Origin of the sequence: Achromobacter sp. GD03932 (assembly GCF_029839485.1) — a bacterium.
Classification (GTDB): Bacteria; Pseudomonadota; Gammaproteobacteria; order Burkholderiales; family Burkholderiaceae_B; genus Achromobacter; species Achromobacter bronchisepticus_A.
In genome coordinates this window covers 196,244-220,520 of record NZ_JAOCAT010000006.1, presented here as the reverse complement: position 1 = coordinate 220,520, position 24,277 = coordinate 196,244, and the positions used below count along the sequence as shown (strand labels likewise).

Here is a 24,277-nt window from a genome sequence, read left to right as displayed (position 1 = left end):
CTCTCCCGGGTGGGCTACCTGAGTGTTGTAGCCGACACTCTGTCCGGATACCAAGCGGTGAATTTCATCGCGCCGGCCAGCGCCGCCACCGTCACTGCGATGGCGACCGCCTGCGGCAACTGCGGCTTGTACAGCAGCAACGCGTCGGCCGCCACCATGCTCGCAAACGCCAGCGCCCAGGCTGTGGTCACGGCATAGTTCATGCGCGCGTAGCGGCGGTTCTTCCAGACGTATTCCGGTTCCTTTTCGCGTGCGTATTCCAGTGCGAACGGCCGGCGCAGCGCCAGGGTCAGCAACACCAGGAGCAGCATGCCGGCATCGACCCGCAGGCGCGCCTGGGCGATGGTCCAGGAATCCCCGTCCGCCATCGGGGCATACAGGGTCATCCCCATGAACAGCAGCAGCGTGCCGGTTTCCAGGATCTTGATGCGCCGCTCGGGGCTGAGCCAGTCGCGCAGCACCAGCCCGGCGGATACGAAAGTGCCGGCGGCAAGCCCTTCCAGCACGCCGACGGTTCTTTCAATGATGACAAACACGATGAACGGCGCGAACGCCAGCAGGATATTCATCTTGGTTCCCCGACCTCGAGCGCGCGCCCCTGCGCGTTGTCAGCGTCGCCTTGAGAATCAAGACGCGAACTTGTCCATTTACGCCTGTCCGCCAGGGTGCGGGATATGGCGCAGTTCGACCATCGGCAAGGTGGCCGTGCGCATATGGACGATTGTTCCGGCGGCGCGGCGACGCATCGGCCGTCTGGCCGGCGCCGGCTGGCGCAAAGGATGAGTTCGATGGGCGATGGCCGGCACGGCTTGCGGTCCGCAGGGCGTACCGCCTTTGGCGGACTTCCCGCCGCGTAGTCGCAGGCGTTGCTCCATCAGCGGGCGTCGGCTATGGTCAAGGGCTTCGCCCAACCCTGCCCCCGAGGAAACCATGACATCAGTCCTTCCGTCCACGACCCTGAGCGTGGATCCAGCCTGGATCGACGAGTACGGCCACATGAACGCCGCCCATTACGTGGGCATCTTCGACCGCGTCGGCTTCCAGTTGTTGCGCGAGGTGGGGGTGGGGCTGGATTACACCGAGGCCACGCGCTGCGGCATCTACACGATGAACGTGCACGTGGCCTATTTGCGTGAAGTGCTGGCGGGCGATCCGCTGGCGCTGCGCATCCGCCTGCTGGAAGCGGACGACAAGCGCCTGCTGTGCCTGATGGAGCTGATGCAGACCCGCGACGGCTACGTCGCGGCCACGATGGAGCAGCTGTCGCTGCACGTGGACCTGGAAACGCGGCGCGCCAAGCCGTTTCCGCCGGAGCTGGCGCAGCGGCTGGCGCGCACGGTCGCGGCGCACGCCGCCCAGCCGCTGCCGGCCGGCTACCGGCGGCTCTTGCCGCTGAAGCCGCCGCGTTGAGTCATCGCGCCTGACCGGCCCGACCGCTTAGCGCCCGACCGCGATCGGCCGGTCGCCCGAGATCGTGGTGCGGTGCATCTCGCGGTCGAAGCCGTCGTAGTCGTTCATGGCCAGGTGCTGGGTGCAGCGGTTGTCCCACAGCGCCAGCGAGCCCGGCGCCCAGCGGAAGCGGCAGGTGAACTCCGGCCGCGCCGCGTGGCGGTACAGGAATTGCAGCAGGGGCTCGCTTTCTTCCTGGGTCATGCCGTCAAAGCGCAAGGTGTACGTGCTGTTCACGTACAGCGCCTTCCTGCCCGTGGCCGGGTGTACGCGCACCACGGGGTGGATCACCTCGCTCGTGGCGCGGTCGTCGGTGCGCACGTCCATCTTGTGGGCGGGATCGCCGTTGTTCACCACCGCGCCGCCCGCGCCATAGGAGCGCACCGCGCTGTGCACCGCGCCCAGCCCGTCCAGGATCTGCTTCAGCCGGTCCGACAGCGCGTCATAGGCGCGGTACATGTTCGCCCACATGGTGTCGCCGCCGTAGGGCGGAATGACGCGGCCGTACAGCGCCGAGCCCAGCGGCGGTTCTTCGGCGTAGCTCATGTCCGTGTGCCACAGTCCGCCGAACAGGCGCCGGGTGGTTTCGGCGCGGCCCTTCATGACGGGCAGAATGGTGGGGTGTCCTTCCAGCGCCCGCACGAAGGGCACTTCCAGCAGCTCGCCGAAGCGCGAGCTGAAATCGATATGCTGCTGCGGCGTCAGCTGCTGGTCGCGGAAGAACACCACCAGATGCTCGTGCAGCGCGTTGCGCACCTCGTCGAACTGGTCGTCCGACAGCGGCCGTGACAGGTCGATGCCGCGGATTTCGGCGCCCAGCGCGCCGGCTATCGGTTGGGTTTCCAGATGGCGATACGTGGTCATGCTTGTCTCCTTGCCTATTGAAGCTTGATCTGCGCCTTGCTCACCAGCGCGCCCCACTTGTCGGTTTCCGCCGCGATGTAGCGACTGAAGTCCGCTGGCCCTTCGGCCGAAATGATGCCGCCCATGGCGCCGATCTGTTCGCGCACGTCGGGCATGGCCAGCACGGCCAGCAGTTCCTTGTTCAGGCGCTCGATGATGGGCTTGGGCGTGGCCGCCGGCGCCAGCACGCCGAACCATCCGGCGATCTCGTAGCCCGGCAGGCCGGCCTCCGCCATCGTCGGCACGTCGGGCAGCTGCGGCGAGCGCGCCGTGCTGGTGATCGCCAGCGCGCGCAGCTTGCCGGCCTTCACCAGTTGCAGCGCCGACGGCATGTTGTCGAACATCATCGGCACGTGGCCCGCCACGGTGTCGTTCAAGCCCGGCGCGCTGCCGCGGTAAGGCACGTGGGTCAGGCGCACGCCTGCGGACGAGGCGAACAGTTCGCCCGCCAGGTGCAGCGAGGTGCCGGCGCCGGGGGTGGCGTAGTCCAGCGGCGCTTTCGACTTCTTCGCGTAGGCGATCAGTTCCTGCACCGAGCGCACCGGCAGCGCGGGATTGACCACCAGCAGGTTGGGCACGCTCATCAGCATCGTGACGGGCGCCAGGTCGCGCTGCGGCTTGTAGGGCAGGTCCGGATAGAGGGCGGGGTTGATGGAGATGGGGCCGATATTGCCCATCACGATGGTGTAGCCGTCGGCCGGCTGCTTGACCGCGAAATCGGTGCCGATGTTGCCGCCGGCCCCGGCCTTGTTCTCGACGATGACGGGCTGGCCCAACCGTTCGCCGAGCTTGTGGCTGACCAAGCGGGCCAGCATGTCGGTCGATCCGCCCGGCGGGTAGGGCACGATCCATTTGACTGGCTGCGCCGGCCAGGTTGCTTGCGCCGCGGCGGATCCCGTACAGAACACGAGACCCGCCGCCAAGGCGAGTGCGATGCGTTTCATAGCTATGTCTCCTTCCCGGGCTCGCCGGTCTTGCCGGGAGCGTCGTTTATGTGTATTGTTCACCTAGTGATCAATACGTTTAGTAGGTGAACGATTGAAGAATAATAGATCGATTCAACGGTGTCTATCCATCATGCGGGCCTTCCGCGGCAACGGCCGGCCCACGCTGGCCGAACTGGCGCGCGCCGTGGACCTGCCGCACGCGACCGTGCTGCGGTTTCTGCAGACGCTGGAAGAAGAGGGCTACGCGGCGCGCGAAGACAGCCGCTGGCGCCTTACGCCGCTGGTGTTCGAACTGGGTTTTGCCGCCATGGAAAGCCTGGGCGTGACGGACGCCGTGCAGGAGATCCTGCAGAACCTGGCCGACGCCTATTCCGGCACGTCCAACCTGGGCGAGGCCAACCCCGAAGGCGTGATCATCATCGGCCGCGCCATGGCGCCGGCCGAACGCCGCCGCCTGGTGGTGATGAACCTGCGCGTGGGCAGCGTGCTGCCGCCGGCCAGCGCGCTGGCCGGCGGCTTGCGCCTGGCGCCGGGGGAGTGGACCCGGTTCGACTATCCGGACAGCAACCAGGTGTCGGTGGCCGTGCCCGTGCCGCAGGCCGGCTCGCGCCTGTTGTCGGTGGGGATTTCGGTGGCCGCCTCGGAAGTGGAAGGGAACCGGCTGGAAGCCGACATGGTGCCCGCCTTGCAGCAGGCGGCGCAGACCATCGCCGGCGTGATCCGGGTCGGCGTGGTGTGAGCGTGGCGGGGCGGGGGTTCAGTTTTCGGCAGCCTGCGGCAGTTTCGCGATCACCTTGATCTCGAAGTCGAAGCCGTATAGCCAGGTCACGCCCACCGCGGTCAGCGTCGGATGCGGCGCCTCGCCCCAGTACTCCGGCACCACCTGCCAGATTTTCTCGAACTTGGCCGCCGGATCGACCATGAACACCGTCACGTCGACCACGTCGTCGAAGCTGCAGCCGGCCGCCGCCAGCACGGCCTGCAAGTTGCGGAACGCAAGCCGGACTTGCGCCTGCAGGTCCGGCTCCGGCGTGCCGTCGTCGCGGCTGCCGACCTGTCCCGAAACGAACAGAAAGCCGTTGGAGCGGATCGCGGGGGAATAGCGGTTGCGTTCATACAGGGCCTGGCGGCCGGGCGGAAAAACGACGTCGCGTTGGGTCATGCTTATCTCCATCTGTGGGCCGCTTGCGGCCCGGCGTTAACGATGCAGGGACTGTAGGCGGCCGCGCCGCCGCGATAAACGGGCAAGTCCAGCCATCACTGTTTGTAGAATCCAAATAATCTGGAAGAGCGGGAGCAGAGATGGACCGTTTCGACGCGATGCAGGCCTTTGCCCGCGTGGTGGAAACCGGCAGCTTCACCAAGGCGGCCGAGACCCTGCACATGAGCAAGACCAGCGTGACGCACCTGGTGCAGCAATTGGAGGCGCGCTTGCGCGTCAAGCTGTTGAACCGAACCACGCGCAAGGTCAACGTGACGGCCGACGGCGCGGCCTACTATGAACGCGTGCTGCGGCTGCTGGCCGATATGGACGATGCCGAGACCAGCCTGTCCGGGGCCTCGGCGGCGCCGCGGGGGCGTTTGCGCGTTGACGTGCCCAGCCCGCTGGCGCGCCTGGTGCTGGTGCCGGCATTGCCGGCGTTCCACGCGCAGTACCCGGACATCCAGCTGGACATGGGCGTGAGCGACCGGATCGTCGATCTGATCGGCGAGAACGTCGACTGCGTGGTGCGCGGCGGCGAACTCGCCGACCAGTCGCTGATGGCGCGCCGCGTGGGCGATCTGCGGCTGGGCGTGTACGCGGCGCCGGAGTACCTGGAGCGCGCCGGCACGCCCGCGCATCCGCGCGAGCTGGAGGACACGCACCACCGCATCGTGGGCTTTCTATGGGCGCGCAACGGCAGGGCGCTGCCCTACGCCATGCGCCGCGACGGCGAGAGCATCAAGGTGCATGGCCGCCATGTGCTGGCGGTCGACGACGGCAACGCCTATCTGGCGGCCGGTCTGGCCGGGCTGGGCGTGCTCTGGCTGCCCGACTACATGTCACGCGCCCACGTCGACAGCGGCGAGCTGGTGCCGCTGTTCCAGGACTGGCGCCTGGATTCCATGCCGATGTACGTGGCGTTTCCGCCCAACCGGCACGTGAGCGCCAAGCTGCGCGTGTTCATCGATTGGGTCGCCGGGCTGTTGGGGCAGTACACGCCCGAGCCGCCGCGCGCCTGAGCCTCGCGCGCGACACGGACCGGCCTTGCCTTGTTCAAACCTGCTGGCTGCGTGCGCCGCGCAGCAGCTTGCCCGGCAGTTCGCCGGTGGCCGCGCCGCCTTCGAAGATCGGCAGGCCATTGACCAGCGTGGCCACGTAGCCGTCGGCGCGCTGGATCAGGCGGCGGCCCCCGCCGGGCAGGTCGAACACCATCTCCGGGCAATGCACGCGTACCGCATCGGGATCGATGATGTTGACGTCGGCCTTGTAGCCAGGCTGGAGCAGGCCCCGGTCCAGCAGCCCGTACACGCTGGCGGTGTCGCGCGTCTGGCGCTTGACCACGTGCTCCAGGTCCAGCAGCGGGCCGCGGCGGCGGTCGCGGGCCCAGTGGCTGAGCATGAAGGTGGGCATGCTCACGTCGCAGATGTAGCCGCAATGCGCGCCGCCGTCGGACAGGCTGTTGACCGTGTAGGGCTGCTGCATCAGCTGGTGCAGATGGTCCAGGTTCTCGTACGAATAGTTGAACGACGGGTAGTACAGGATGGCCTGGCCTTCGTTCTCCAGCATCAGGTCGTAGACGATCTCCAACGGCGCGCGGCCGCTGCGCTGCGCCATGGCGGCCACGCTTTCCTCGGGTAGCGGCTCGTAGTCGGGATCGCTGCCCAGCCGGTAGATCTTGTGGAAGCTGCTGAATAGCGTTTCGGCGCGTCGGTCCAGCAGGCCGCGCTGTTCATTCATGATGCGGCTGCGCGTGGCGGGGTCGCGCAGGCGGGCCAGCTTTTCCGCCAGCGGCAGGGCATGCAGCGCCTGGTAGCTGGGATGCGCGATGAACGGATGCAGCGTGCTTTGCCACGAAAACAGGATGCCCAGCGGACGTCCGCTGATGCCTGCCAGCAGCGGCACGCCTTCGCGGTGCGCCCGGTCCAGGCTGCTGGCGATCTGCTTCCACACATCCGGCGCGGCGTCGGTCTGCTGCAGGTTGAACAGCACGGGCAGGCGGTTGTGGCGCGCCAGCTGCTCCAGCCAGGGCATTTCGCCTTCCATGGCGGGATGGTTGGCGGTCATCTGGAACACGCCATGTCCGACCTCGCCCATGACCGAGCCCAGGGCGGTGATCTCCTCGCCGGTGGCGAAGGTGCCGGGCGGATACTTGCGCTCGTCGTACTTGTGCAGGAAGGTGCGCGAGGTGGAAAAGCCCACCGCGCCGGCCTCCAGCGCTGCGCGCACCACTTCGCGCATGGCGATCAGGTCGGCGGGCGAGGCCTCGTCGTGGTGGATGGCGCGTTCGCCCATCACATAGGCGCGCACCGCGCTGTGCGGGATCTGCGCGCCCACGTCCAGGGCCTTGGGGCGGCGGTCCAGCGCATCCAGGTATTCGGGAAAGGTCTCCCAGTCCCACTGGATGCCTTCGGACAGCACCGAGCCGGGGATGTCCTCGACGCCCTCCATGACCTTGATCAGCCATTCGCGCCGTTCGGGCTTGACGGGAGCGAAGCCCACGCCGCAGTTGCCCATGATGGCCGTGGTGACGCCGTGCCAGGTGGAAGGGCTGAGGTACGGGTCCCAGGTGGCCTGGCCGTCGTAGTGGGTGTGGATGTCCACCCAGCCCGGGGCGACCAGGCAGCCGTCTGCGCGGATCTCGCGGCGGGCGGCGCCGGCCCGGCCTTCGGCCTGGACCACGCGTCCATCTTCGATCGCCAGGTCCGCCTGGTAGCGGGGCCGGCCCGACCCATCGACGATCGTGCCGCCGCGGATGACCAGATCATGCATTGCGCTCTCCTTTCGATACGCGCCGGGTTTATTGGAGGACCAGGCCGATGCGCTTGATCACCGCGCCCCAGCGTTCGCTGTCCCGCTGGACGATCTGCGAGAATTCCTTCGGTCCCGCGCCGCTGACCTCATTGCCCTGCGACACGATGCTCTGCGTCACTTCGGGTGTTTCCAGCGCCTCGCGGAATACCTGGGCCACGCGCTCCGCCAGCGCCGGCGGCATGTCGCCGGGGCCGAAAATGCCCTGCCAGCCGACGATGTCCAGCCCGGGTATGCCTTGCTCCTTCAGGGTAGGCAGGTCCGGCAGCACGCTCAGGCGGCGGTCGGTGGCCGGGCCCAGCAGCTTGACCTTGCCGGCGCGCGCGTTCTCCACGGCGGTGGCCGTGCCGTCGAAATAGACCTGGACGTCGCCCGCCAACAGCGCGCGGCTGGCGTCGGCGGTGCCCTTGTAGGGCACGTGCACGATGTCGATGCCGGTCTGCTGCTTGAGTATCTCGCCGTTCAGATGCGAGGTGGACCCGGGGCTGTAGGAAGCGAAGTTCAGCTTGCCAGGATTGGCCCGGGCGTAGTCGATCATCTGCGCCGTGGTCGAAAAGGGCGCGTCCTTGTTGGCGACCAGCACGGTGGCCGAGCGCACCACCTGGATGACCGGGGTGAAATCCTTCACCGGGTCGTAGGGCAGCTTCTTGTACAGATGCGGATTCTGCGTGTGCGTGACGACGATGGTGTAGAGCAGGGTGTAGCCGTCGGGGCTGGCGCGGGCCACTTCCTGCGCGCCTATCATGGTGCCGGCGCCGGGCTTGTTGTCGACGATGACTGGCGCCCCGGTGCGTTGCGTGACCTTCATCGCCAGCATGCGCGCCAGCGCGTCCGACCCGGACCCGGCCGGAAACGGCACCACCAGGCGGATGGGCTTGCCGCCGCCCGGCCAGGGCGGGGCCTGCGTCACCGGCGCGGCCGCCGCCGAAAGACAGGCCAGGGCGCCCAGCATGGCAGCCCCGCCGCTACCCAACAGCTTCAAGAACGACTTGCGGTTCATATTGTCTCCTCCTGGGGGTAGGCAATGTCAGGCATTGCTCTGGAATGAGGTTCACCACAGGGCGCCGGCGCTGCAATTTTCCGTCGCGGCAAGTCTTTTGTAGTCTTGCCTTTGCGCTCAATCAAATGCATATTTGGCGCAATATTGATGAGAAAAATACATGAGCCTCACAATACGGTCGCTCCAGCACTACGCCGTGCTCGTCGAGGAAAAGCACTACTCTCGCGCGGCGCAGCGGCTGCATCTGACGCAGTCCGCGTTGACCCGCAGCATCCAGTCGCTGGAGGACTCGCTGGGCCTGGTGCTGGTGGACCGGGCGTCCACGGGCGTCACGCCCACGCAGGCCGGGCGCATGGTGCTGGAGCGCGCGCAGCGCATCCTGGCAGAAACCCGCGACCTGCGGCGCGAAGCCGAATTGATCCGCGGCCACGACACGGGCCGCGTGAATCTGGGCGTGGGGGCGTTTCCGGCGGCCGGATTCCTGTCGCCGCTGCTGGTGCGCATCGCGCGCGAACATCCGGGCTTGAGCGTGCACGTCGAGATCGAAAGCTGGCAGCGCCTGCTGGACAAGCTGCAGCAGGACAAGCTGGATTTCGCGGTGGCCGTGACGCACAGCCTGCCGCCGCCCGATGACTTTTCGGTGCGGCCCTTGCCGCCGCAGCACGGCGGCCTGTTCACGCGCGCCGGCCATCCGCTGCAGGGCCTGGGCAAGCCGCGACTGCGCGCCGCGCTGGCGCAGTACCGGCTGGCCGCCACCGACCTGCCGCTGCGGGCGCGCGAGTACCTGGCCCGGCTGTACCAGGTGGCGCGCCCGGAAGACCTGCCCATCGCCTTCGAATGCGACAGCGTCGCCACGCTGCGCGAGGTGGCGCTGGGTAGCGACGTAGTGCTGTTCTGCACGCGCGAGGCCATCGCGGCCGAGCTGGCGCAGGGCGTGCTGGAGCCCTTGCCGCTCTCCTATCCCGCCGCCGGCCCGCTGACCTACAGCGTCATCCACCGCGCGCGCCGCACGCTGTCCCCGACCGCCGAGCGGGTCATCGAGCTGGTGCAGGACCTGCTGTCCGGCGCGGCCGGGCCGCAGGCCGCCGCCGGGAAGAAGCGCCGGGCACGGCGCTAGCATCCCGGCCCGAGGGCGGCTGAATGCCTGGATCCGCGCCTACATCCGTTCGCCGGGCAGCGCGCTGGCCTGCTGCACCCAGTCCATGAACTGCGCTTCGTCCAGCTCGTCGTCCTCGCGGATGTCGAGATAACGCGTGTCCTGGCTCTTGGATGGCCCCGGCGGCACGGGCCGCAGCTGCGCGCCGCGAAAGAACGCTACCTTCACGTACTTGGTAAAGCAATGGATGCTCAGGAACCAGGCCTGGCCGTCCAGGCCATACAGCGGCGAGTTCCACTTGACCGCCTTCTGCACGCCGGGCGCGGCGCGCTCAATCAACGCGTCCAGGCGGCGTCCGAGATCGCTTTTCCAGCCTGGCATGGCCGCGATGTAGGCCTGCACCGGCGCGTCGCCCGCGCCTTTGGCGATCTGGGGATTGCCGCCGGACAGCAGGACGGGTTGCGAATCTGAATCTGCCTGCCTGCTGGTTTTCACCGATTTTGCGGGGGACTTTTCTGCCATGCACGGGCTCCTTTTGCTTGACCTCAAGTCGACTTGAAGTGAAAGACTATCTGCATTCCGGCACGCGGCGGACTGGAAGTGTTTTCTTGCCGCGGCCACTGACCAGCAACCTGGGAGTTCAAGCAGATGTGGGATGAACGCTACGCCGTTGAAGAATACGTGTATGGAACCGAGCCGAACGCCTTCCTGGCGGAAAACGCCGGCCTGCTTTGCGGGCCGGTGCTAAGCCTGGCCGAAGGAGAGGGACGCAATGCCGTCTTCTTGGCCTCGTTGGGTCTGGACGTGCTTGGCGTGGACGGCTCCGCGGTCGGACTGGCCAAGGCGCGCAGGCTGGCGGGGGCGCAGGGCGTATCGATCCGCACCGAAAAGGCAGACTTGGCCGAGTACGAGCCGCCGCCGGACTCTTTTGGCGCCGTCGTGTCGATCTTCGCCCACACGCCCAGCCATGTGCGCAAGAGACTGCACCGCCTGGCAGAACGGTCCTTGCGGCCAGGCGGCATCATCTTGCTGGAGGCATACCGGAAGGCGCAGTTCGGCCGTGGCACTGGTGGCCCCCCGGATGCGGACATGCTGATGGCGCGCGCGGATCTGGAGCAGGAGTTTCCGGATTGCCAGGTGCTGCTTGCGCGGGAAATCGAACGCGACGTCATCGAGGGCATATTCCACACGGGACCGGCATGCGTGGTGCAGTTCATCGCCAGAAAGAAGTGAAGGCGGGCGGCAGGCCCGCCCCTCACTCGGGAATCTCCGGTTCCACCAGCCGCATCAGTTGCGCCAGCGACTCCTGCCAGCCCAGATAGCACATCTCCGGCGGTATCGCCGCCGGTATGCCTTCCTGCACGATGCTCACCTCCGTGCCGCAGGCGACCTGCCGCAGCGTAACGGTGGTCTGCATGCGGCCGGGCAGGTTCGGATCGTCGAACTGGTCTGAATAACGGATCTTCTGGCCCGGCGCCAATTCCAGGTATTCGCCGCCGAAGTCGTGGCTATGGCCCGTGCCGAAATTGCGGAACGACATTTTGTGCATGCCGCCGACCCTGGCGTCCAGTTGATGGACCTGGCAGGTGTAGCCGTAAGGGGGAAGCCAGCGCGCGATCGCGTCGGGCTCCAGGAAGGCCCGATAGATGCGTTCGGCCGGCGCGCGCATTACGCGGTGGAGGGTTACGGTTCCGGTAGTCATGGTGAGTCCGCCTTTCAGGAAAGTTGTGCGTACTGACACGACGTACGAGTTGACCGGAAATCGACAGCCGGAATCCTGGGACAAACCCTTAAAAAGCGCATCTGGTCACGATTTGGACGGGTGCAATGCGGCCCCTTATTCGATGGGCTCGCGCATCACCAGCACCGCGATGGTGTGGTTTTTCCAGAACACCTGATGGATGCGGGGCGCGAGCGCACGCAGTTCCTCGGGACCCGTGCCGTCAAACGTCACCAGGACGGCTGGGCGCTCCCCCTCGCTCGGCACGCGCTGGATGCGGTCGAAGGACGGAAAGCCGTACTTCATGAGAAAACTCCGGATGTCCTCGTCCGAGGTGCTTTCTTCCACTTGGTTGATCAGCAGGGCAGCCATGATCGTTCTCCTTGGGGACTCCGCGGGCGTCGGAGGCGAGCGCCGCTCAGAATTTGGCGGGGACCATGCGCAACGGATGCCCCGGATCGCGGTAGCCGCCCGCCTTCTGCCGCTTGGGCAGCTTGACCTTGGCCCGCGGCATGCGCTTGTACGGAATCTGGGAGAGCAGGTGGCTGATGATGTTCAGGCGCGCCTTTTTCTTGTCGTCCGACTGCGCCACGAACCAGGGCGATACGCTGGTGTCCGTGGCCGCGAACATGTCGTCGCGGGCGCGCGAGTAGTCGTACCAGCGGCTGTAGGAATCCAGGTCCATCTTGGTCAGCTTCCAGACCTTGCGCTCGTCCGTGATGCGGGCTTGCAGCCTGCGGGTCTGTTCTTCCTCGCTGACTTCCAGCCAGTACTTCAGCAGGATGATGCCCGAGCCGATGATGGCCCGTTCAACCAGCGGCACGCCTTTCAGGAAGATCTTGACGTCGTCCTTGGAGCAGAATCCCATCACCCGCTCGACGCCGGCCCGGTTGTACCAGCTGCGATCGAAGATCACGATCTCGCCCGCCGCCGGCAGGTGGGGCAGGTAGCGCTGCACGTACATCTGGCTTTTCTCGCGGTCCGAGGGGGCGGGCAGGGCGATCACCCGGAACACGCGCGGGCTGACGCGCTCGGTGATTGCCTTGATCGTCCCGCCCTTGCCGGCGCCGTCGCGTCCTTCGAAAAGGATGCAGACCTTGGCGCCCGTCTGGCTGACCCATTCCTGGAGCCTGACCAGTTCCACGTGCAGCCGGGCCAGTTCCTCGGCGTATTTCTTGCCCGAGAGCTTGGCTTGCGCCAGCGGTTTGTCCTCTGTTGCTGCTTTCTTCTGAGCGTTCATGACGGACTCCAGAATATGCTGCGCGGTAAGGGTGGGAGGGTTCGAATTTTTCACTGTAGCGCCGACCGTTGGCGCTTGTACACAAGCTCGCCGCAGCAGTACTTTTTATCTAGTGCCTGCGTCAAAACGATCCGCTGGCGGTAAGCGGAAAAGGTCAATAGAATCAATTCGCACGCCGCGCTTCGGCAAGGCTGGAGCTGCGTCGTGGACCTTGGCGGTTAGGCTCTACACGGACCCGATACCCGATGTCGCCGCTGACCTGTTCGAATCGGCTGTTGCTGATCGGCATGCTCTGCCTGGGCGGCTGCATGCGTGTGGGGCCGGACTTCGAGCCCCAGCGCACCAGCTGGGCCGCGGACTGGAGCACACCCGCGCTGCAGCAGGCCAGCCGCCAGCAATTGCAGCCGGACGCCCGGCAGTGGTGGAAGATCTTCGGCGATCCCATCCTGGAGGCCCTGATCGCCCAGGCCGACGCCAATAACGCGGGCCTGCGCATCGCGGGTCTGCGCATCATGGAAGCGCGCGCGCAGCTGGGCATCGCCCAGAGCGGGCGCTACCCGCAATCCCAGGTGGTCGGGGCCAACGCCCTTTACCAGCACCGGTCCTCGCGTTCGGCCGAAGGCAACCCGCGCCCCAGCAGCTTCTGGCAATACAGCGCCGGCTTCGACATAGGCTGGGAGCTGGACTTCTGGGGCCGGTTCAGCCGCGCCATCGAGTCGGCCGACGCCCTGTACTTCGAGGCCCAGGCCAATCGCGACGACGTGCTGGTGCTGCTGCACGCGCAGGTGGCCGAGAGCTACTACGCGCTGCGCACCGCCGAGGCGCGGCTGCGGATCGCCCGCGACAATGCCGCCATCCAGAAGCGCAGCTACGAAATCACGCAAAAGCTGTTCCGCAGCGGCGAGACCGACGAACTGGACCTGCAGCAGGCCCGCACGCAGTACCTGAGCACGCTGGGCACCATTCCCGAATTCGAAAGCCAGATCATGCGGACCCGCAACGCCCTGGCGGTCCTGGCGGGCCGGCCGCCCGGTCCCATGCCGGAACTGGACGACAAGACGGCGGAGGTGCCGCTGGTCGACCGCGCCGTGCTGCAGGACGTGCCCGCCAATCTGCTGCTGCGCCGTCCCGACGTCCGCGCAGCCGAATTGCGCATCGCCGCGCAGTCGGCGCAGGTGGGCGTGGCCGCGGCGGACCTCTATCCCTCGCTGACCTTGCTGGGCAGCATCGCCTGGTCCGCCACCTCGTTGGCGGGCACGGCGGGCGGCGCCGCGCTGCTGGCCGGCCCCGTCCTCAGCTGGAACGTGTTCGACCACGGCCGCCTGCAAAACAATGTGCGGGTGCAGGACGCCCGGCTGCAGCAGCTGATCGTGGCCTACCAGGACGACGTCCGACAGGCGGCGCGCGAAGCCGACGACGCGGCCAGCGGCCTGATCAAGGCGCTGGAACGCGACGGCATCCTGCAGCAGTCGGCGCAGGCCGCGGGGCGTTCGCTCACGCTGGCCAACGCGCTCTACCGCGAAGGCTATACCGATTTCCAGCGGGTACTGGACGCGCAGCAGGCGCTGGCCGTCCAGCAGGATGCGTACGTCGTGAACCGGGGCGGCGCCGTGAGCGACCTCATCGCCCTCTACAAGGCCCTGGGCGGCGGCTGGTATAGCGCGGAGCCGGTGCTCGACCCGGAGACCCGCGAACAGATGCGGCAGCGCACCGATTGGGGCGATCTGCTATCCGAACCGGCGCCTGCCTCCGCCGCCGCCGTGTCCGCTCAAAAGGTGCGATCCGATGAGTGACTCGCCGTCCCCGCCCGCCGCGCCCCCCGCGCCGGATCCCGCAAAAAAGGGCGTCCTTTGGACGGTCCTGTTCATCGTGCTGAGCCTGGCCTGGTATCTGCTGGCCGACCGCTATACGCCGTACACGCAGCAGGCGCGGGTGCAGGCCTTTGTCGTGCCGGTGGCCTCCGAGGTTTCGGGGCGCGTGACCCGGGTGTATGTGCGCAACAACCAGGACGTCGAAGTTGGCGCGGCGCTGTTCGACGTCGACCCGGAGCATTACCGCATTGCCGTCGACCGCGCCCGCGCGGACCTGGAATCCACGCGCAGGCAGATCGGCGCCGGCACCGCGGGTATCGATTCGGCGCAGGCTTCTTTGCGCGCGGCGCAGGCCAACGAGCTGAAAGCCCGCCAGGACAGCACCCGGCTCGAAGGGTTGTACCGCCAGGATCAGGGTACCGTATCGCTGCGGCGGCTGGAAATCGCGCGGGCGAATCTGACGCAGGCCATCAGCCAGGTCGCGGCCGCGCGCGCCGAGGTGCAGCGCGCGCGCGAACAGGAAGGCGGCAGCGAGGAAGACAACGCCAAGCTGCGCAGCGCCGCCGCCGCCGTGGAGAAAGCCGAGCTGGACCTGGCCAATACGCAGGTGCGGGCGCGTTCCGCAGGCTTGATCACCGACCTGCGCACCGACGCCGGGCAATTCGCAGCCGCCGGCAATCCCGTCATGACGCTGATCGCGATCCACGACGTCTGGATCAGCGCTGAAATGACCGAGAACAACCTGGGCCACATGGAGCCCGGCACGCCGGTGGCCATCATCCTGGACGCGCTGCCCGGGCAGATCTTCAAGGGCCGCGTGCGCAGCGTCGGGTATGGCGTCAACGTGGGGCCCGGCACGCCGCCCGGCAGCCTGCCCACGGTGCAGAACAGCCGCGACTGGCTGCGGCCCGCGCAGCGCTTTCCAGTCATTGTGGAATTCGATCCCGGCGACTTGCCGGCGTTGAGCGGCGTGCGCGTGGGCGGCCAGGCCGAGGTCATGGCGTTTCCCAGTTCCGGCAATCCGCTCAACCTGCTGGGCCGCGCATACATGCGGCTGATGAGCTGGCTTTCCTATGCATACTGATCCCGATCCCCGCGGGCGACGCGCCCTGCGCGTGGGCGCGGGCACCGCCTACTGCACGGCCATCAGCTACGGCCTGGCCCTGCCCATCCCCATGGTCGCGCCGGTGCTGGGCGTCATGCTGTTGGCATCGATGAACCGGCCCCTGTCGTTCAAGAGCGGGCTGGGCCTGCTGCTGATGGCGCTGCTTGCCACCGCGATCGGCCTGCTGCTGAGTCCCTTGCTGCGCTACTACCCTCTGAGCGGGGTGCTGCTCATCGCACTGTGCCTTTACTTCGCCTTCCGTCACGGCCTGCGCGGCGGCAATGGCCTGCTGTCGACCTTTCTCATCATCGGGTTGACCATGATTTCCGCCGCCGGCACCGTCGACTTCGCGCTGGCCGCCCTGGTGATCGAAGCGCTGGGCAAAGGGCTGCTGGTCGCGGTCCTGGCGCTGGGCGGCTGCCATCTGCTGTTCCCCGAGCCAGCGGCCGCGCCCGCGCCGCCCGCGGCGCCGGTCCTGCCGCCGGACGCGGCCAGCCGGCTGGCCCTGCGGGCCGCGCTCGTGGTGATGCCGGCGTTCCTGCTGGCGCTGACCGACCCGCTGGGCTACATGCCCATCATCCTGAAATCGGTCAGCCTGGGGCGCCAGAGCTGCGTCACCGCCGCGCAGGGCGCGGCCCGCGAACTGCTGGGCTCGACCCTGCTGGGCGGCGCGCTAGCGGTCGCCTTCTGGTGCGCCTTGAGCCTGTTCGTGAACCTGTGGATGTTCTTTCTCTGGATGCTGCTGTTCGGCCTCATGGCCGCGCGCAAGCTCTACCGGCTGGTTCCGACCCGCCATCCGCCCAGCTTCTGGTTGAACACGCTGGTGACGCTCGTCATCCTGCTGGGCCAGTCAGTGCAGGACAGCGCCGCCGGCAAGGACGTCTACACCGCGTTCGCGGTGCGCATGGGCTTGTTCATCGGCGTCACGCTCTATGCCTGCCTGATGCTGCGCCTGCTCGAACCCCGGGCGCCGGACAGCCGGGAACCCCGTCGGAATCCTTCAACCGCGGTCCCCTCAGACGCTTGAATCAGGAGGCAGCCATGTCATTGCCAGACGAACCGGCCCCACCCTCGCACTCGGCGGGGTGGCGCTTCAAATGCGGGATCGGATTGTTCATCATCGCCTTCGCCCTGTGGTTCCTCCTTCCGGTGGCGGGCTATATGGACGTGCCGGGTCCGCGCATCGCCGCGTTGACCGGCACCATCTTCATCGCCAACAAGGTCTTGCTGCTGAGCTGCATCGCAGTCATGGGCAAGGAGGGCTTCCAGCGGCTGAAGTCCATCGTGTTCGGCCAGGCCAAGAAACTCGCTCCCGTGCAGAAGGTTGGCCCCGTGCGCCATGCCATCGGCCTGGTCATGTTCCTGCTGCCCATCCTGACCTCGGCGCTGGAACCCTACATAGACGAAATGTGGCCGGGCCTGCGGCCCAATCTGTGGCAGGCCCAGCTGGCCGGAGACCTTATGCTGATTGCCAGCTTCTTCGTGCTGGGCGGGGATTTCTGGAACAAGCTGAGAGCGCTGTTCGTGCGCACGGTCTAGCGGGCAGGCCGCCACGATCGAAGCCGGCGTTTTCGTAGGAAAATGCCGGCTCGCGTTCCGACGCGCAACCTCAGCCATCAACCAGGACCCGCCATGCCGCAACTCGACATCTATCAGGTAGACGCCTTCACTGCCGCGCCCTTCGGCGGCAACCCCGCGGCGGTCGTGCCGCTGCAGGCCTGGCTGCCGGACGAAACGCTGCAACGCATCGCAGAAGAAAACAACCTGTCCGAAACCGCTTACTTCGTGCGCAAGGGCGATGTCCACGAGCTGCGCTGGTTCACGCCCGCGGTGGAGGTGGACCTGTGCGGCCATGCCACGCTGGCGTCGGCCTGGGTGCTGTTCGAACAGCTGGGCGCAACGGAAGACGTGCTGCGCTTTGCCACGCGCAGCGGCGAACTGCAGGTGCGTCGCGCGGGCGACAGGCTGGCGATGGATTTTCCGGCCAAGCGGCCCGAAGCGCAGCCGATCCCGCCGGGCCTGCTGCAGGCGCTGGGCCTGCCGGGCGCGCAGGCGTTCTACAAGACGGACGACTATCTGGTGGTGATCGACGATGAATCGCGCATCGATGCCCTGAAGCCGGACTTCGCCGCGCTCGCGGGCTTCGACACGCGCGGGGTGGCGGTGACGGCGCCGTCGGCGCAATTCGATTTCGTGACACGCTGGTTCGGGCCGCGGGTGGGCGTGAACGAGGATCCGGTGACCGGCTCGGCGCACACCTCGTTGGCGCCGTACTGGGCCCAACGCCTGGGCAAGCGCAGCCTGAGCGCGCAGCAGGGCGGGGCGCGCAAGGGGCAGTTGCAATGCGAGGTGCTGGATAACGGCCGGGTGATCATCAGCGGCCAGGCGGCGTTGTACCTGCGCGGCACGATCTTCATCTGAGGCCGGGCGGGGCGCAGCCCCGGCTCGCGGCGGCGTAACAAAAGAGACGTTGACACGGTTTATGCTCAACACTAGCATAAACCGTGCTCTTTTTTTGCCCAATAAATGCTCAATATGAGCATAAAATCTCGCGAGGAGACGCCTCCATCGACACCCCCAATCGCCGGTACGTCGAATTCGATCTGCCTGCCACACCGAGCTGCCCCAGCGCCGTCGGCCAGGCCTGGGCCCGCGTGCCCGAACCCTTGCCAGCCAGCGAACGCGCCGCCTGCGTGGCGCGCATACGCGAACTGCTGGCGCGGGAGCGCGCCGTGCTGGTCGCGCACTATTACGTCGATGCGGAGTTGCAGGAACTGGCCGAACAGACCGGCGGCTGCGTCGGCGACTCGCTGGAGATGGCGCGCTTCGGCCGCGACCATGAGGCCCGCACGCTGGTGGTGGCCGGCGTGCGCTTCATGGGCGAGACCGCCAAGATCCTGAGCCCGGACAAGCGCATCCTGATGCCGGACCTCGACGCCACCTGCTCGCTGGACCTGGGCTGTCCGGCCGCCGATTTCGCCGCCTGGTGCGATGCCCATCCGGACCGGACGGTGGTGGTCTACGCCAATACCAGCGCTGAAGTGAAGGCGCGCGCGGACTGGGTCGTGACCTCGTCGATCGCGCTGGACGTAATCGCCGACCTGCATGCGCGCGGCGAGAAAATCCTGTGGGCGCCGGACCGCCATCTGGGCGACTACGTGCAACGCCAGACCGGCGCCGACATGCTGCTGTGGCAGGGGTCCTGCCTGGTACATGACGAGTTCAAGGGCACCGAACTGGAACTGCTTCGCGCCGAGCACCCGCAAGCCAAGGTGCTGGCGCATCCGGAATCGCCCGCCGCCGTGCTGGCGCAGGCCGACGTGGTGGGCTCGACCACGCAGCTGATCGATGCCGCGCGCAAGTTCGACGCGGAGCTGCTGATCGTCGCGACCGACCAGGGCATCCTGCACAAGATGCGCGCCGCAGCGCCCGGCAAGACCTTCCTGGCCGCGCCCACCGCGGGCAACAGCGCCAGTTGCAAGAGCTGCGCGCATTGCCCCTGGATGGCCATGAATGCCCTGGGCAACCTGGCCGGGACGCTGGAGCATGGTCGCAACGAAATCACACTGGACCCCGCGCTGGGCCTGCGTGCCAAGGCGCCGATCGACCGCATGCTGGACTTCGCGGAACGGCGCAAGCGCCGCGTGCAGGCCAGCGGCGACTTCGCGCGCGACACGGCGCTGTATGCCAGCGTCGGGCCGGCCTAGGGACTAGCGGAGGTCCGCTCATGGAATTCGACGTCATCATCATCGGCAGCGGCCTGGCCGGCATGGCCGCGGCGCTGGAACTGGCCCCGCGCAAACGGGTCGCCCTCGTGTCCAAGGGCGAACTGCGCGACAGCGCCAGCAACCGCGCCCAGGGGGGCATTGCCGCGCCGCTGGGCGCCGACGACAGCATCGAGGCGCACGTCAACGATACCCTGGTCGCGGGCGCCGGCCTGTGCGATCTGCCGGCCACGCGGAACATCATTTCCCGGGCCTGCGGCGCGATAGCCTGGCTGCAGGAGCAGGGCGTCGCGTTCACGCCGGAGCTCGGCGGATTGCATCTGACGCGTGAAGGCGGGCACGGCCTGCGCCGTATCGCGCACGCGGCGGACGCGACCGGCAGCGCCATCGTCGCGGCCCTGGAGGACCGCGTGCGGCGGCAAGCCGGCATCACGTTGCTGCAGGCGCATTGCGCCGTGGACCTGATCCTGGACGGCGCCGCAGGTACGGCTGCGGCGCGTTGCCGCGGCGTGCGCCTGCTGGACCTGCGCAGCGGACGGATTTTCGATGCGTCCGCCAGCCATGTCGTGCTGGCCACGGGCGGCGCGGGGCAGGCATACCAGACGACTACCGCGCCGCCGGCCGCGACCGGCGACGGCATCGCCATGGCCTGGCGCGCGGGCTGCCGGATCGCCAACATGGAGTTCACGCAATTCCATCCTACCGGCCTGCACCATGCGCAAGCGGGAGGATTCCTCATTTCCGAGGCGGTGCGCGGCGAGGGCGGCATACTGCGCCTGCCCGATGGCGCGCGCTTCATGCCGGCCTACGATGCCCGCGCCGAGTTGGCGCCGCGCGATATCGTCGCCCGCGCGATCCAGGGCGAAATGGAACGCCATGGACTGGAGTGCGTGTACCTGGATATCAGTCACCAATCGCCGGGATTCCTGCAGGAACATTTTCCTACCATCCAGGCGCGCTGCCTGGCGCTGGGCATCGACATCACGACGACTCCCATCCCGGTTGCGCCCTCCGCGCATTACACCTGCGGCGGCATCGTTGCCGACCAGGCCGGACGCAGCAATCTGTCCGGTTTGTACGCGGTGGGCGAAGCCGCCTGCACCGGACTGCACGGCGCCAACCGCCTGGCCAGCAATTCGCTGCTGGAGTGCGTGGTGACGGGACGGGCTGCCGCGCAAGACATCTTGGGCCAGGTGCCGGCCGATGTTCCCCATCGAACTCCGGCTGCCGACGCAACCGCCGTGCCGGCGTCGCCCGATCTGGCGCGGCTGCGGCGCGACCTGCGCCAGTTGATGAGCCGGGACGTGGGCGTGCTGCGCAGCGATGCCTCGCTGGCGCGCGCGGCCGCATTCATCGGTCCGTTGCGAGCAGAGACGGACGCGCGGTTGCTGCGCGAGGGCTTGAGCCTGGAATTGCTGGAGCTGCGCAACCTCGCCCTGGCGGCTGATCTCATCGTGCGGGCGGCGAGTGCGCGCGGTGAGAGCAGGGGGGCGCATTTCAACCGGGACCGGCCTGGCTCGGACGCCGTGGATTTGCGGCCGCGCGCGCCTGCCGCAACCGCGTAGGCGCGGGCAGGGCAGTTTCCGGCCGGCCGGCGGCTCAGGAAACCCCGGTCAGCAGATGCTGCGCGGCGCCCGTCGCCGCGCGCCTGAAACGCGACGGCGACACGCCCATGTGCTCGCGGAAGAAGCGGGAGAAATTGCCGGGCGTGGAGAAGCCCAGGTCCAGCGCCACGGAGGTCAGGGGCTGCTCCTGGTGCACCAGCAGGCGCACGGCTTCTTCGACGCGCACGGCGCTCCAGAAGACTTGCGGCGTGGTATTGAGCTGATCTCGGAACAGCGCGAAGAAATGGCCGCGCGACAGTCCCACGCGGCTGGCGACCTCTTCCGCCGTGATCGGTTCATGGGCGTGCTCGCGCATGTAGGCGATCGCCGCGCGCAGCCGGCGGTCCAGCGCCGGCGCCGCGGGCATCTGGTTGCGCGGGCGATCCGGCTCGATGGACGATTCGATCGCCGCTTGCAGCAGGGCCTCGACCTCGGCATCCAGGTCCGCGCCGGGGTGGTCCTGCGGCGCCACGATCTTGTGCAGCAAGCGCCAACAGCCCTGGCGCACCGCCGCGTCGATGGGCACGCCCGGCGCCGCGAAGTGGAAGGGGCGGCCCGTGGCGGCGCGCCGTTCGTCCAGCCAGGGCTTGGCGATGTAGAGCACCAGGAAAATGGCCGGGCCCGACCGTTCAAGCAGCCTGGCGTCGTGCGATTCGTACGTATTGGTGCCTAGCGCCAGATGTTCGCTGTAGGGGACCGGAGTCTGGCCGACATGGCCCTGCACGCGCGCGCCGCCCAGCCACAGGGCCAGCTGCACTTCCGCATGCGCGTGCGCGATCAGGTCGTCGCGCAGTTCCAGCACGACGGCGCGGCCGAACGCGCCTTCGTGCAAGGCGTAGGTCTCCTGCATCTCTGTCTCCCGTTTTTCTTATCGCCTCGCCGCGCAAGCCTGGGCTTGCGTGCGGGCGGGTGCGGCGCTCCGGGAATTTTATGGGCGTTTGCGCGCTTCTCCACGCTAGGTGTATTCACTAGGCACAAAATCTGACTCTGCGATAAGTCCGCGCACCCGGCGATAAGCGCGCCGCCGCCTGCGCCGATACAGTCCTGAAAAATCGTCGGCGCAATGCCGATGCAGACAGCGACTGTTCAGATAAAGGGAGACGGCGGCATGAGCACGCAACACGTCAACGGCATGGCCGTGGAGATCGACGGCGAGGGGCCGGCACTGTTGTGCATACACGGCCTGGGCGGTTCCTCGAATACCTGGACGCCCGTCATGGGCGCCTTCGACGGCTTTCGCGTGATCCGTCCCGACCTGCCGGGCAGCGCGCGCTCGGCGTTGGGCGAAAAGCGCCTGTCCATCGCTGTCTATGTGGACGCGCTGGCCGGACTGCTGGACGCATTGGACGTCGATGCGGCGCATGTCGCCGCCCATTCGCTCGGAACCATCGTGGCCCAGCATCTTGCCGTGGCGCATCCGGGCCGGGTCAAGTCGCTGGCCCTGTTCGGCCCGCTGGCCGCGCCGCCCGACGCGGGCCGGCCCGGCATCCGCGCGCGGGCGGCGCTGGCCCGCGGCGGCGATGCGGCCATGCAGGAGATCGCCGACGCCATCGTCAAGGGCGCGACCAGCGCCCAGACCAGGCAGGATCAGCCCGCCGTGCTGGCGCTGGTGCGCGAAAGCGTGATGCGCCAGCCGCCCGAAGGCTACGCGCAAAGCTGCGAGGCGCTGGCGGATGCGCAGCCGGCCGCCGCGGAAGCGATAGGCGTACCGGCTGTCCTGATTACCGGCGACCAGGACGGCGTGGCGCCGCCCGCCAACGTTGACGCCCTGGCCGCGCGCATCGCGGGCAGCCGCCGCATCGTGCTGGACGGATGCGGCCACTGGACCACCTACGAAAAGCCCCAAGCCTGCATGCAGGCCCTGCGGGAGTTCCACGCGGCGCTGCGCTAGGCCACGTTTTCCTGGCGTTTCAACATAAGAAATCGGCCCCTCGACGCGGGCCGGAGGAGACCTGTCATGTCCAGAATTGCCATTACCAATGTCGCCATCTTCGATGGCAGCGGCATGGAACCTTTTCAAGGCGAAGTGTTGATCGATGGCGCGCGCATCGCGCAGGTCGCGCGCGCGCCCGAGCAGGTGAGTCGGGAGGGCGCGCGCCTCATCGACGGACGCGGCCGCTTCCTGATGCCCGGCATGACGGAAGCGCACACGCATTTCTCCTGGAACGACCAGCCCACGCTGGCGGCGATCCAGTTCATGCCGCCGGAAGAGCACATTCTCTGGTGCGTGCGCGTGGCCAAACGCTATCTGGAAATGGGCTGGACCTCGGCCATCGGCGCGGCCGCGGCCAAGCCGCGCCTGGACGTGGTGCTGCGTAACGCCATCAACGCCGGCGAATGCCCGGGGCCGCGCTACCTGGCGGGCAGCCAGGAGATCACCACCATAGGCGCGCTGGGCGACAACTCGCTGCCGCACATGCCGTTCGACGAGCTTAGCTTCGGCAGCGTGTGCTGTGGCCCTGAAGAGATCCGGCGCTCGGCGCGCACCTTCATCAAATACGGTGTCGATCACCTGAAGATAAATCTGTCCGGCGAGTACATCGCCGGGCTGCCGGCCGAGATGTCGCCGTTCGCAGAAGACGAGATCGCCATGCTGGCGAACGAGGCCAAGCGCTATGGCAAGCGCGTCGCGGCGCACGCGCGCTCCAGCGAGTCGGTCAAGCAATGCGTGCGCCACGGCATCGAGATGATCTACCACGCCAGCTTTGCCGATGAAGAGGCGCTCGACATGCTGGAAGCCAGGAAAGACAGCCACTTCGTCGCGCCGGGCATAGGCTGGCTGATCAGGACGGCCTTCAACGCGTCCGAGTACGGCATCACGCCCGCCATCGCCGAGCAGATGGGCTACAAGCGCGAACTGGAAATCGCCTCGGAGTCGCTGCGCAAGATGCACAAGCGGGGCATCCGCATCCTGCCCGGCGGCGACTACGGCTTTGCCTGGATGCCGCACGGCACCAACGCCCGCGACCTGCAATACTTCGTGGACTACATCGGCATGACCCCGACCGAAGCGCTGGTGTCCGCCACTCGGCTGGGCGGCGAGATCATGCAACGACCGCAGGAATTGGGCATGCTGCGTCCCGGCTATCTGGCGGACGTGGTCATGGTCGACGGGGATCCGCTGAAGGATCTGTCGCTGCTGGTGGATCCGGAGAGGATCTTGCTGGTTGTGAAGGATGGGGAGGTGTGCAAGGACAGTCTCCGGCACGATGCGGACGCGGAACTGCTGACTGCCGAAGACAGGGATGCGGCCTTAGTACATTGACCGACGCGGCGTTACACACACAAGGAGTTGGAGCGCGCAGCGTCGGGACCTGAGCATTCGTAGCGAGCTTGCATTATTGAGCTTGCAGATCAATTTCCGCGAACAGATTCACCACGGGCGGAAGAAATGCAATCGGGAGTGTCATTCCTCGGCATCTTTGTCCATTGCTTCAAATTGGGCAAAGACGTGGCCCGCAGGAATGACGTTTCCCTGCGATATTTCGCGCCGGCCTCGATCGATTAGCTTGAGCAGGGCATAGGCTTCCGCCTTATCCCCGCTGCGATTGCAGTATGGAATCGCCTGGTCTTGATGCGAGCGTTTCACGGCATGGGCCTCCAGTGCAAGTACCGACAGGTGCAACTGTAGACTGGAGTTCACTTATCCGCCGGCTTTTCTCCCA

Annotated in this window: 26 protein-coding genes; 14 read left to right on the top strand and 12 right to left on the bottom strand. The window is 67.3% G+C overall.

Annotated features, from left to right (window positions below):
- Nucleotides 1-14: 14 nt before the first annotated feature.
- Nucleotides 15-569, bottom strand: coding sequence for a hypothetical protein (locus tag N5C88_RS08200; protein ID WP_118932494.1), 555 nt, complete (start codon nucleotides 567-569; stop codon nucleotides 15-17).
- Nucleotides 570-930: 361 nt separating this feature from the next.
- Here N5C88_RS08200 and N5C88_RS08195 point away from each other — a divergent pair, with 361 nt between their 5' ends.
- Nucleotides 931-1,410, top strand: coding sequence for a thioesterase family protein (locus N5C88_RS08195; RefSeq protein WP_251881867.1), 480 nt, complete (start codon nucleotides 931-933; stop codon nucleotides 1,408-1,410).
- 27 nt (nucleotides 1,411-1,437) lie between these two features.
- Here the strand turns inward: N5C88_RS08195 and N5C88_RS08190 are convergent, their stop codons facing one another.
- Both N5C88_RS08190 and N5C88_RS08185 read right to left on the bottom strand, forming a co-directional pair.
- Complete coding sequence (locus N5C88_RS08190; protein WP_280015116.1) at nucleotides 1,438-2,313, bottom strand: TauD/TfdA family dioxygenase; 876 nt, start codon at nucleotides 2,311-2,313, stop codon at nucleotides 1,438-1,440.
- Between the two features lie 14 nt (nucleotides 2,314-2,327).
- Nucleotides 2,328-3,296 (bottom strand): tripartite tricarboxylate transporter substrate binding protein, encoded by a 969-nt coding sequence (locus tag N5C88_RS08185; RefSeq protein WP_118932492.1) that lies wholly within the window; start codon nucleotides 3,294-3,296, stop codon nucleotides 2,328-2,330.
- A gap of 94 nt (nucleotides 3,297-3,390) precedes the next feature.
- Here N5C88_RS08185 and N5C88_RS08180 point away from each other — a divergent pair, with 94 nt between their 5' ends.
- The gene (locus N5C88_RS08180) at nucleotides 3,391-4,038 is read left to right on the top strand and encodes a helix-turn-helix domain-containing protein (protein ID WP_280015115.1); all 648 of its coding nucleotides are present in this window, start codon (nucleotides 3,391-3,393) and stop codon (nucleotides 4,036-4,038) included.
- Nucleotides 4,039-4,056: 18 nt separating this feature from the next.
- Here the strand turns inward: N5C88_RS08180 and N5C88_RS08175 are convergent, their stop codons facing one another.
- The gene (locus tag N5C88_RS08175) at nucleotides 4,057-4,461 is read right to left on the bottom strand and encodes a RidA family protein (protein ID WP_059372543.1); all 405 of its coding nucleotides are present in this window, start codon (nucleotides 4,459-4,461) and stop codon (nucleotides 4,057-4,059) included.
- Between the two features lie 140 nt (nucleotides 4,462-4,601).
- Here N5C88_RS08175 and N5C88_RS08170 point away from each other — a divergent pair, with 140 nt between their 5' ends.
- The gene (locus N5C88_RS08170) at nucleotides 4,602-5,522 is read left to right on the top strand and encodes a LysR family transcriptional regulator (protein WP_280015114.1); all 921 of its coding nucleotides are present in this window, start codon (nucleotides 4,602-4,604) and stop codon (nucleotides 5,520-5,522) included.
- 34 nt (nucleotides 5,523-5,556) lie between these two features.
- Here the strand turns inward: N5C88_RS08170 and N5C88_RS08165 are convergent, their stop codons facing one another.
- Complete coding sequence (locus N5C88_RS08165; protein WP_059372546.1) at nucleotides 5,557-7,272, bottom strand: amidohydrolase family protein; 1,716 nt, start codon at nucleotides 7,270-7,272, stop codon at nucleotides 5,557-5,559.
- A 28-nt stretch (nucleotides 7,273-7,300) separates the two neighbouring features.
- Nucleotides 7,301-8,311: a tripartite tricarboxylate transporter substrate binding protein gene (locus N5C88_RS08160; protein WP_280015113.1), complete on the bottom strand. Its 1,011-nt coding sequence runs from the start codon at nucleotides 8,309-8,311 to the stop codon at nucleotides 7,301-7,303.
- Nucleotides 8,312-8,471: 160 nt separating this feature from the next.
- Between N5C88_RS08160 and N5C88_RS08155 the strand changes: the two genes are divergently transcribed.
- A complete protein-coding gene (locus N5C88_RS08155) occupies nucleotides 8,472-9,428 on the top strand; it encodes a LysR family transcriptional regulator (RefSeq protein ID WP_118932489.1) in 957 nt (318 codons plus the stop codon).
- Nucleotides 9,429-9,467: 39 nt separating this feature from the next.
- Here N5C88_RS08155 and N5C88_RS08150 read toward each other — a convergent pair whose 3' ends face one another.
- Nucleotides 9,468-9,929: a DUF1801 domain-containing protein gene (locus tag N5C88_RS08150; RefSeq protein WP_059372553.1), complete on the bottom strand. Its 462-nt coding sequence runs from the start codon at nucleotides 9,927-9,929 to the stop codon at nucleotides 9,468-9,470.
- A gap of 126 nt (nucleotides 9,930-10,055) precedes the next feature.
- Here N5C88_RS08150 and N5C88_RS08145 point away from each other — a divergent pair, with 126 nt between their 5' ends.
- Nucleotides 10,056-10,640 (top strand): class I SAM-dependent methyltransferase, encoded by a 585-nt coding sequence (locus tag N5C88_RS08145; protein ID WP_118932488.1) that lies wholly within the window; start codon nucleotides 10,056-10,058, stop codon nucleotides 10,638-10,640.
- A 22-nt stretch (nucleotides 10,641-10,662) separates the two neighbouring features.
- Here the strand turns inward: N5C88_RS08145 and N5C88_RS08140 are convergent, their stop codons facing one another.
- From N5C88_RS08140 to ppk2, 3 genes are all read right to left on the bottom strand, one after another.
- Nucleotides 10,663-11,109, bottom strand: a complete 447-nt coding sequence (locus tag N5C88_RS08140; protein ID WP_059372558.1) for an SRPBCC family protein — start codon at nucleotides 11,107-11,109, stop codon at nucleotides 10,663-10,665.
- A gap of 135 nt (nucleotides 11,110-11,244) precedes the next feature.
- Entirely contained in the window at nucleotides 11,245-11,499 is a 255-nt protein-coding gene (locus N5C88_RS08135; RefSeq protein WP_059372561.1) for a hypothetical protein, read from the bottom strand.
- A 46-nt stretch (nucleotides 11,500-11,545) separates the two neighbouring features.
- Nucleotides 11,546-12,367 carry a polyphosphate kinase 2 gene (gene ppk2 / locus N5C88_RS08130; protein WP_280015112.1) on the bottom strand — a complete coding sequence of 274 codons (822 nt, stop codon included), beginning with the start codon at nucleotides 12,365-12,367 and terminating at the stop codon, nucleotides 11,546-11,548.
- Nucleotides 12,368-12,612: 245 nt separating this feature from the next.
- Here ppk2 and N5C88_RS08125 point away from each other — a divergent pair, with 245 nt between their 5' ends.
- From N5C88_RS08125 to nadB, 7 genes are all read left to right on the top strand, one after another.
- Nucleotides 12,613-14,160, top strand: coding sequence for an efflux transporter outer membrane subunit (locus N5C88_RS08125; RefSeq protein WP_280015111.1), 1,548 nt, complete (start codon nucleotides 12,613-12,615; stop codon nucleotides 14,158-14,160).
- Complete coding sequence (locus N5C88_RS08120; protein WP_280015110.1) at nucleotides 14,153-15,262, top strand: HlyD family secretion protein; 1,110 nt, start codon at nucleotides 14,153-14,155, stop codon at nucleotides 15,260-15,262. Before N5C88_RS08125 ends, N5C88_RS08120 begins: the two co-directional genes overlap by 8 nt.
- A complete protein-coding gene (locus tag N5C88_RS08115; RefSeq protein WP_280015109.1) occupies nucleotides 15,252-16,310 on the top strand; it encodes a DUF2955 domain-containing protein in 1,059 nt (352 codons plus the stop codon). Before N5C88_RS08120 ends, N5C88_RS08115 begins: the two co-directional genes overlap by 11 nt.
- 14 nt (nucleotides 16,311-16,324) lie before the next feature.
- Nucleotides 16,325-16,822, top strand: a complete 498-nt coding sequence (locus N5C88_RS08110; RefSeq protein WP_059372576.1) for a transporter suffix domain-containing protein — start codon at nucleotides 16,325-16,327, stop codon at nucleotides 16,820-16,822.
- Nucleotides 16,823-16,915: 93 nt separating this feature from the next.
- A complete protein-coding gene (locus N5C88_RS08105) occupies nucleotides 16,916-17,704 on the top strand; it encodes a PhzF family phenazine biosynthesis protein (RefSeq protein WP_118934728.1) in 789 nt (262 codons plus the stop codon).
- Between the two features lie 182 nt (nucleotides 17,705-17,886).
- A complete protein-coding gene (nadA, locus tag N5C88_RS08100) occupies nucleotides 17,887-18,990 on the top strand; it encodes a quinolinate synthase NadA (protein WP_280015122.1) in 1,104 nt (367 codons plus the stop codon).
- A 20-nt stretch (nucleotides 18,991-19,010) separates the two neighbouring features.
- Nucleotides 19,011-20,573, top strand: coding sequence for an L-aspartate oxidase (gene nadB / locus N5C88_RS08095; protein WP_118934732.1), 1,563 nt, complete (start codon nucleotides 19,011-19,013; stop codon nucleotides 20,571-20,573).
- Between the two features lie 34 nt (nucleotides 20,574-20,607).
- Here nadB and N5C88_RS08090 read toward each other — a convergent pair whose 3' ends face one another.
- A complete protein-coding gene (locus N5C88_RS08090) occupies nucleotides 20,608-21,462 on the bottom strand; it encodes an AraC family transcriptional regulator (protein ID WP_059372584.1) in 855 nt (284 codons plus the stop codon).
- Nucleotides 21,463-21,720: 258 nt separating this feature from the next.
- On the opposite strand from N5C88_RS08090, the gene N5C88_RS08085 reads away from it, so the two are divergent.
- Both N5C88_RS08085 and N5C88_RS08080 read left to right on the top strand, forming a co-directional pair.
- Nucleotides 21,721-22,503: an alpha/beta hydrolase gene (locus N5C88_RS08085; RefSeq protein ID WP_280015108.1), complete on the top strand. Its 783-nt coding sequence runs from the start codon at nucleotides 21,721-21,723 to the stop codon at nucleotides 22,501-22,503.
- Between the two features lie 66 nt (nucleotides 22,504-22,569).
- A complete protein-coding gene (locus N5C88_RS08080; RefSeq protein WP_118934735.1) occupies nucleotides 22,570-23,877 on the top strand; it encodes an amidohydrolase family protein in 1,308 nt (435 codons plus the stop codon).
- A gap of 141 nt (nucleotides 23,878-24,018) precedes the next feature.
- Here N5C88_RS08080 and N5C88_RS08075 read toward each other — a convergent pair whose 3' ends face one another.
- Nucleotides 24,019-24,201, bottom strand: coding sequence for a hypothetical protein (locus N5C88_RS08075; protein WP_124260413.1), 183 nt, complete (start codon nucleotides 24,199-24,201; stop codon nucleotides 24,019-24,021).
- Nucleotides 24,202-24,277: the final 76 nt, after the last annotated feature.

Bases quoted from the DNA above. Each gene is read 5' to 3' on its own strand.
- N5C88_RS08200 (WP_118932494.1), bottom strand. From the start codon at position 569: ATGAATATCCTGCTGGCGTTCGCGCCGTTCATCGTGTTTGTCATCATT.
- N5C88_RS08195 (WP_251881867.1), top strand. From the start codon at position 931: ATGACATCAGTCCTTCCGTCCACGACCCTGAGCGTGGATCCAGCCTGG.
- N5C88_RS08190 (WP_280015116.1), bottom strand. From the start codon at position 2,313: ATGACCACGTATCGCCATCTGGAAACCCAACCGATAGCCGGCGCGCTG.
- N5C88_RS08185 (WP_118932492.1), bottom strand. From the start codon at position 3,296: ATGAAACGCATCGCACTCGCCTTGGCGGCGGGTCTCGTGTTCTGTACG.
- N5C88_RS08175 (WP_059372543.1), bottom strand. From the start codon at position 4,461: ATGACCCAACGCGACGTCGTTTTTCCGCCCGGCCGCCAGGCCCTGTAT.
- N5C88_RS08170 (WP_280015114.1), top strand. From the start codon at position 4,602: ATGGACCGTTTCGACGCGATGCAGGCCTTTGCCCGCGTGGTGGAAACC.
- N5C88_RS08165 (WP_059372546.1), bottom strand. From the start codon at position 7,272: ATGCATGATCTGGTCATCCGCGGCGGCACGATCGTCGATGGGTCGGGC.
- N5C88_RS08160 (WP_280015113.1), bottom strand. From the start codon at position 8,311: ATGAACCGCAAGTCGTTCTTGAAGCTGTTGGGTAGCGGCGGGGCTGCC.
- N5C88_RS08155 (WP_118932489.1), top strand. From the start codon at position 8,472: ATGAGCCTCACAATACGGTCGCTCCAGCACTACGCCGTGCTCGTCGAG.
- N5C88_RS08150 (WP_059372553.1), bottom strand. From the start codon at position 9,929: ATGGCAGAAAAGTCCCCCGCAAAATCGGTGAAAACCAGCAGGCAGGCA.
- N5C88_RS08145 (WP_118932488.1), top strand. From the start codon at position 10,056: ATGTGGGATGAACGCTACGCCGTTGAAGAATACGTGTATGGAACCGAG.
- N5C88_RS08140 (WP_059372558.1), bottom strand. From the start codon at position 11,109: ATGACTACCGGAACCGTAACCCTCCACCGCGTAATGCGCGCGCCGGCC.
- N5C88_RS08135 (WP_059372561.1), bottom strand. From the start codon at position 11,499: ATGGCTGCCCTGCTGATCAACCAAGTGGAAGAAAGCACCTCGGACGAG.
- ppk2 (WP_280015112.1), bottom strand. From the start codon at position 12,367: ATGAACGCTCAGAAGAAAGCAGCAACAGAGGACAAACCGCTGGCGCAA.
- N5C88_RS08125 (WP_280015111.1), top strand. From the start codon at position 12,613: ATGTCGCCGCTGACCTGTTCGAATCGGCTGTTGCTGATCGGCATGCTC.
- N5C88_RS08120 (WP_280015110.1), top strand. From the start codon at position 14,153: ATGAGTGACTCGCCGTCCCCGCCCGCCGCGCCCCCCGCGCCGGATCCC.
- N5C88_RS08115 (WP_280015109.1), top strand. From the start codon at position 15,252: ATGCATACTGATCCCGATCCCCGCGGGCGACGCGCCCTGCGCGTGGGC.
- N5C88_RS08110 (WP_059372576.1), top strand. From the start codon at position 16,325: ATGTCATTGCCAGACGAACCGGCCCCACCCTCGCACTCGGCGGGGTGG.
- N5C88_RS08105 (WP_118934728.1), top strand. From the start codon at position 16,916: ATGCCGCAACTCGACATCTATCAGGTAGACGCCTTCACTGCCGCGCCC.
- nadB (WP_118934732.1), top strand. From the start codon at position 19,011: ATGGAATTCGACGTCATCATCATCGGCAGCGGCCTGGCCGGCATGGCC.
- N5C88_RS08090 (WP_059372584.1), bottom strand. From the start codon at position 21,462: ATGCAGGAGACCTACGCCTTGCACGAAGGCGCGTTCGGCCGCGCCGTC.
- N5C88_RS08085 (WP_280015108.1), top strand. From the start codon at position 21,721: ATGAGCACGCAACACGTCAACGGCATGGCCGTGGAGATCGACGGCGAG.
- N5C88_RS08080 (WP_118934735.1), top strand. From the start codon at position 22,570: ATGTCCAGAATTGCCATTACCAATGTCGCCATCTTCGATGGCAGCGGC.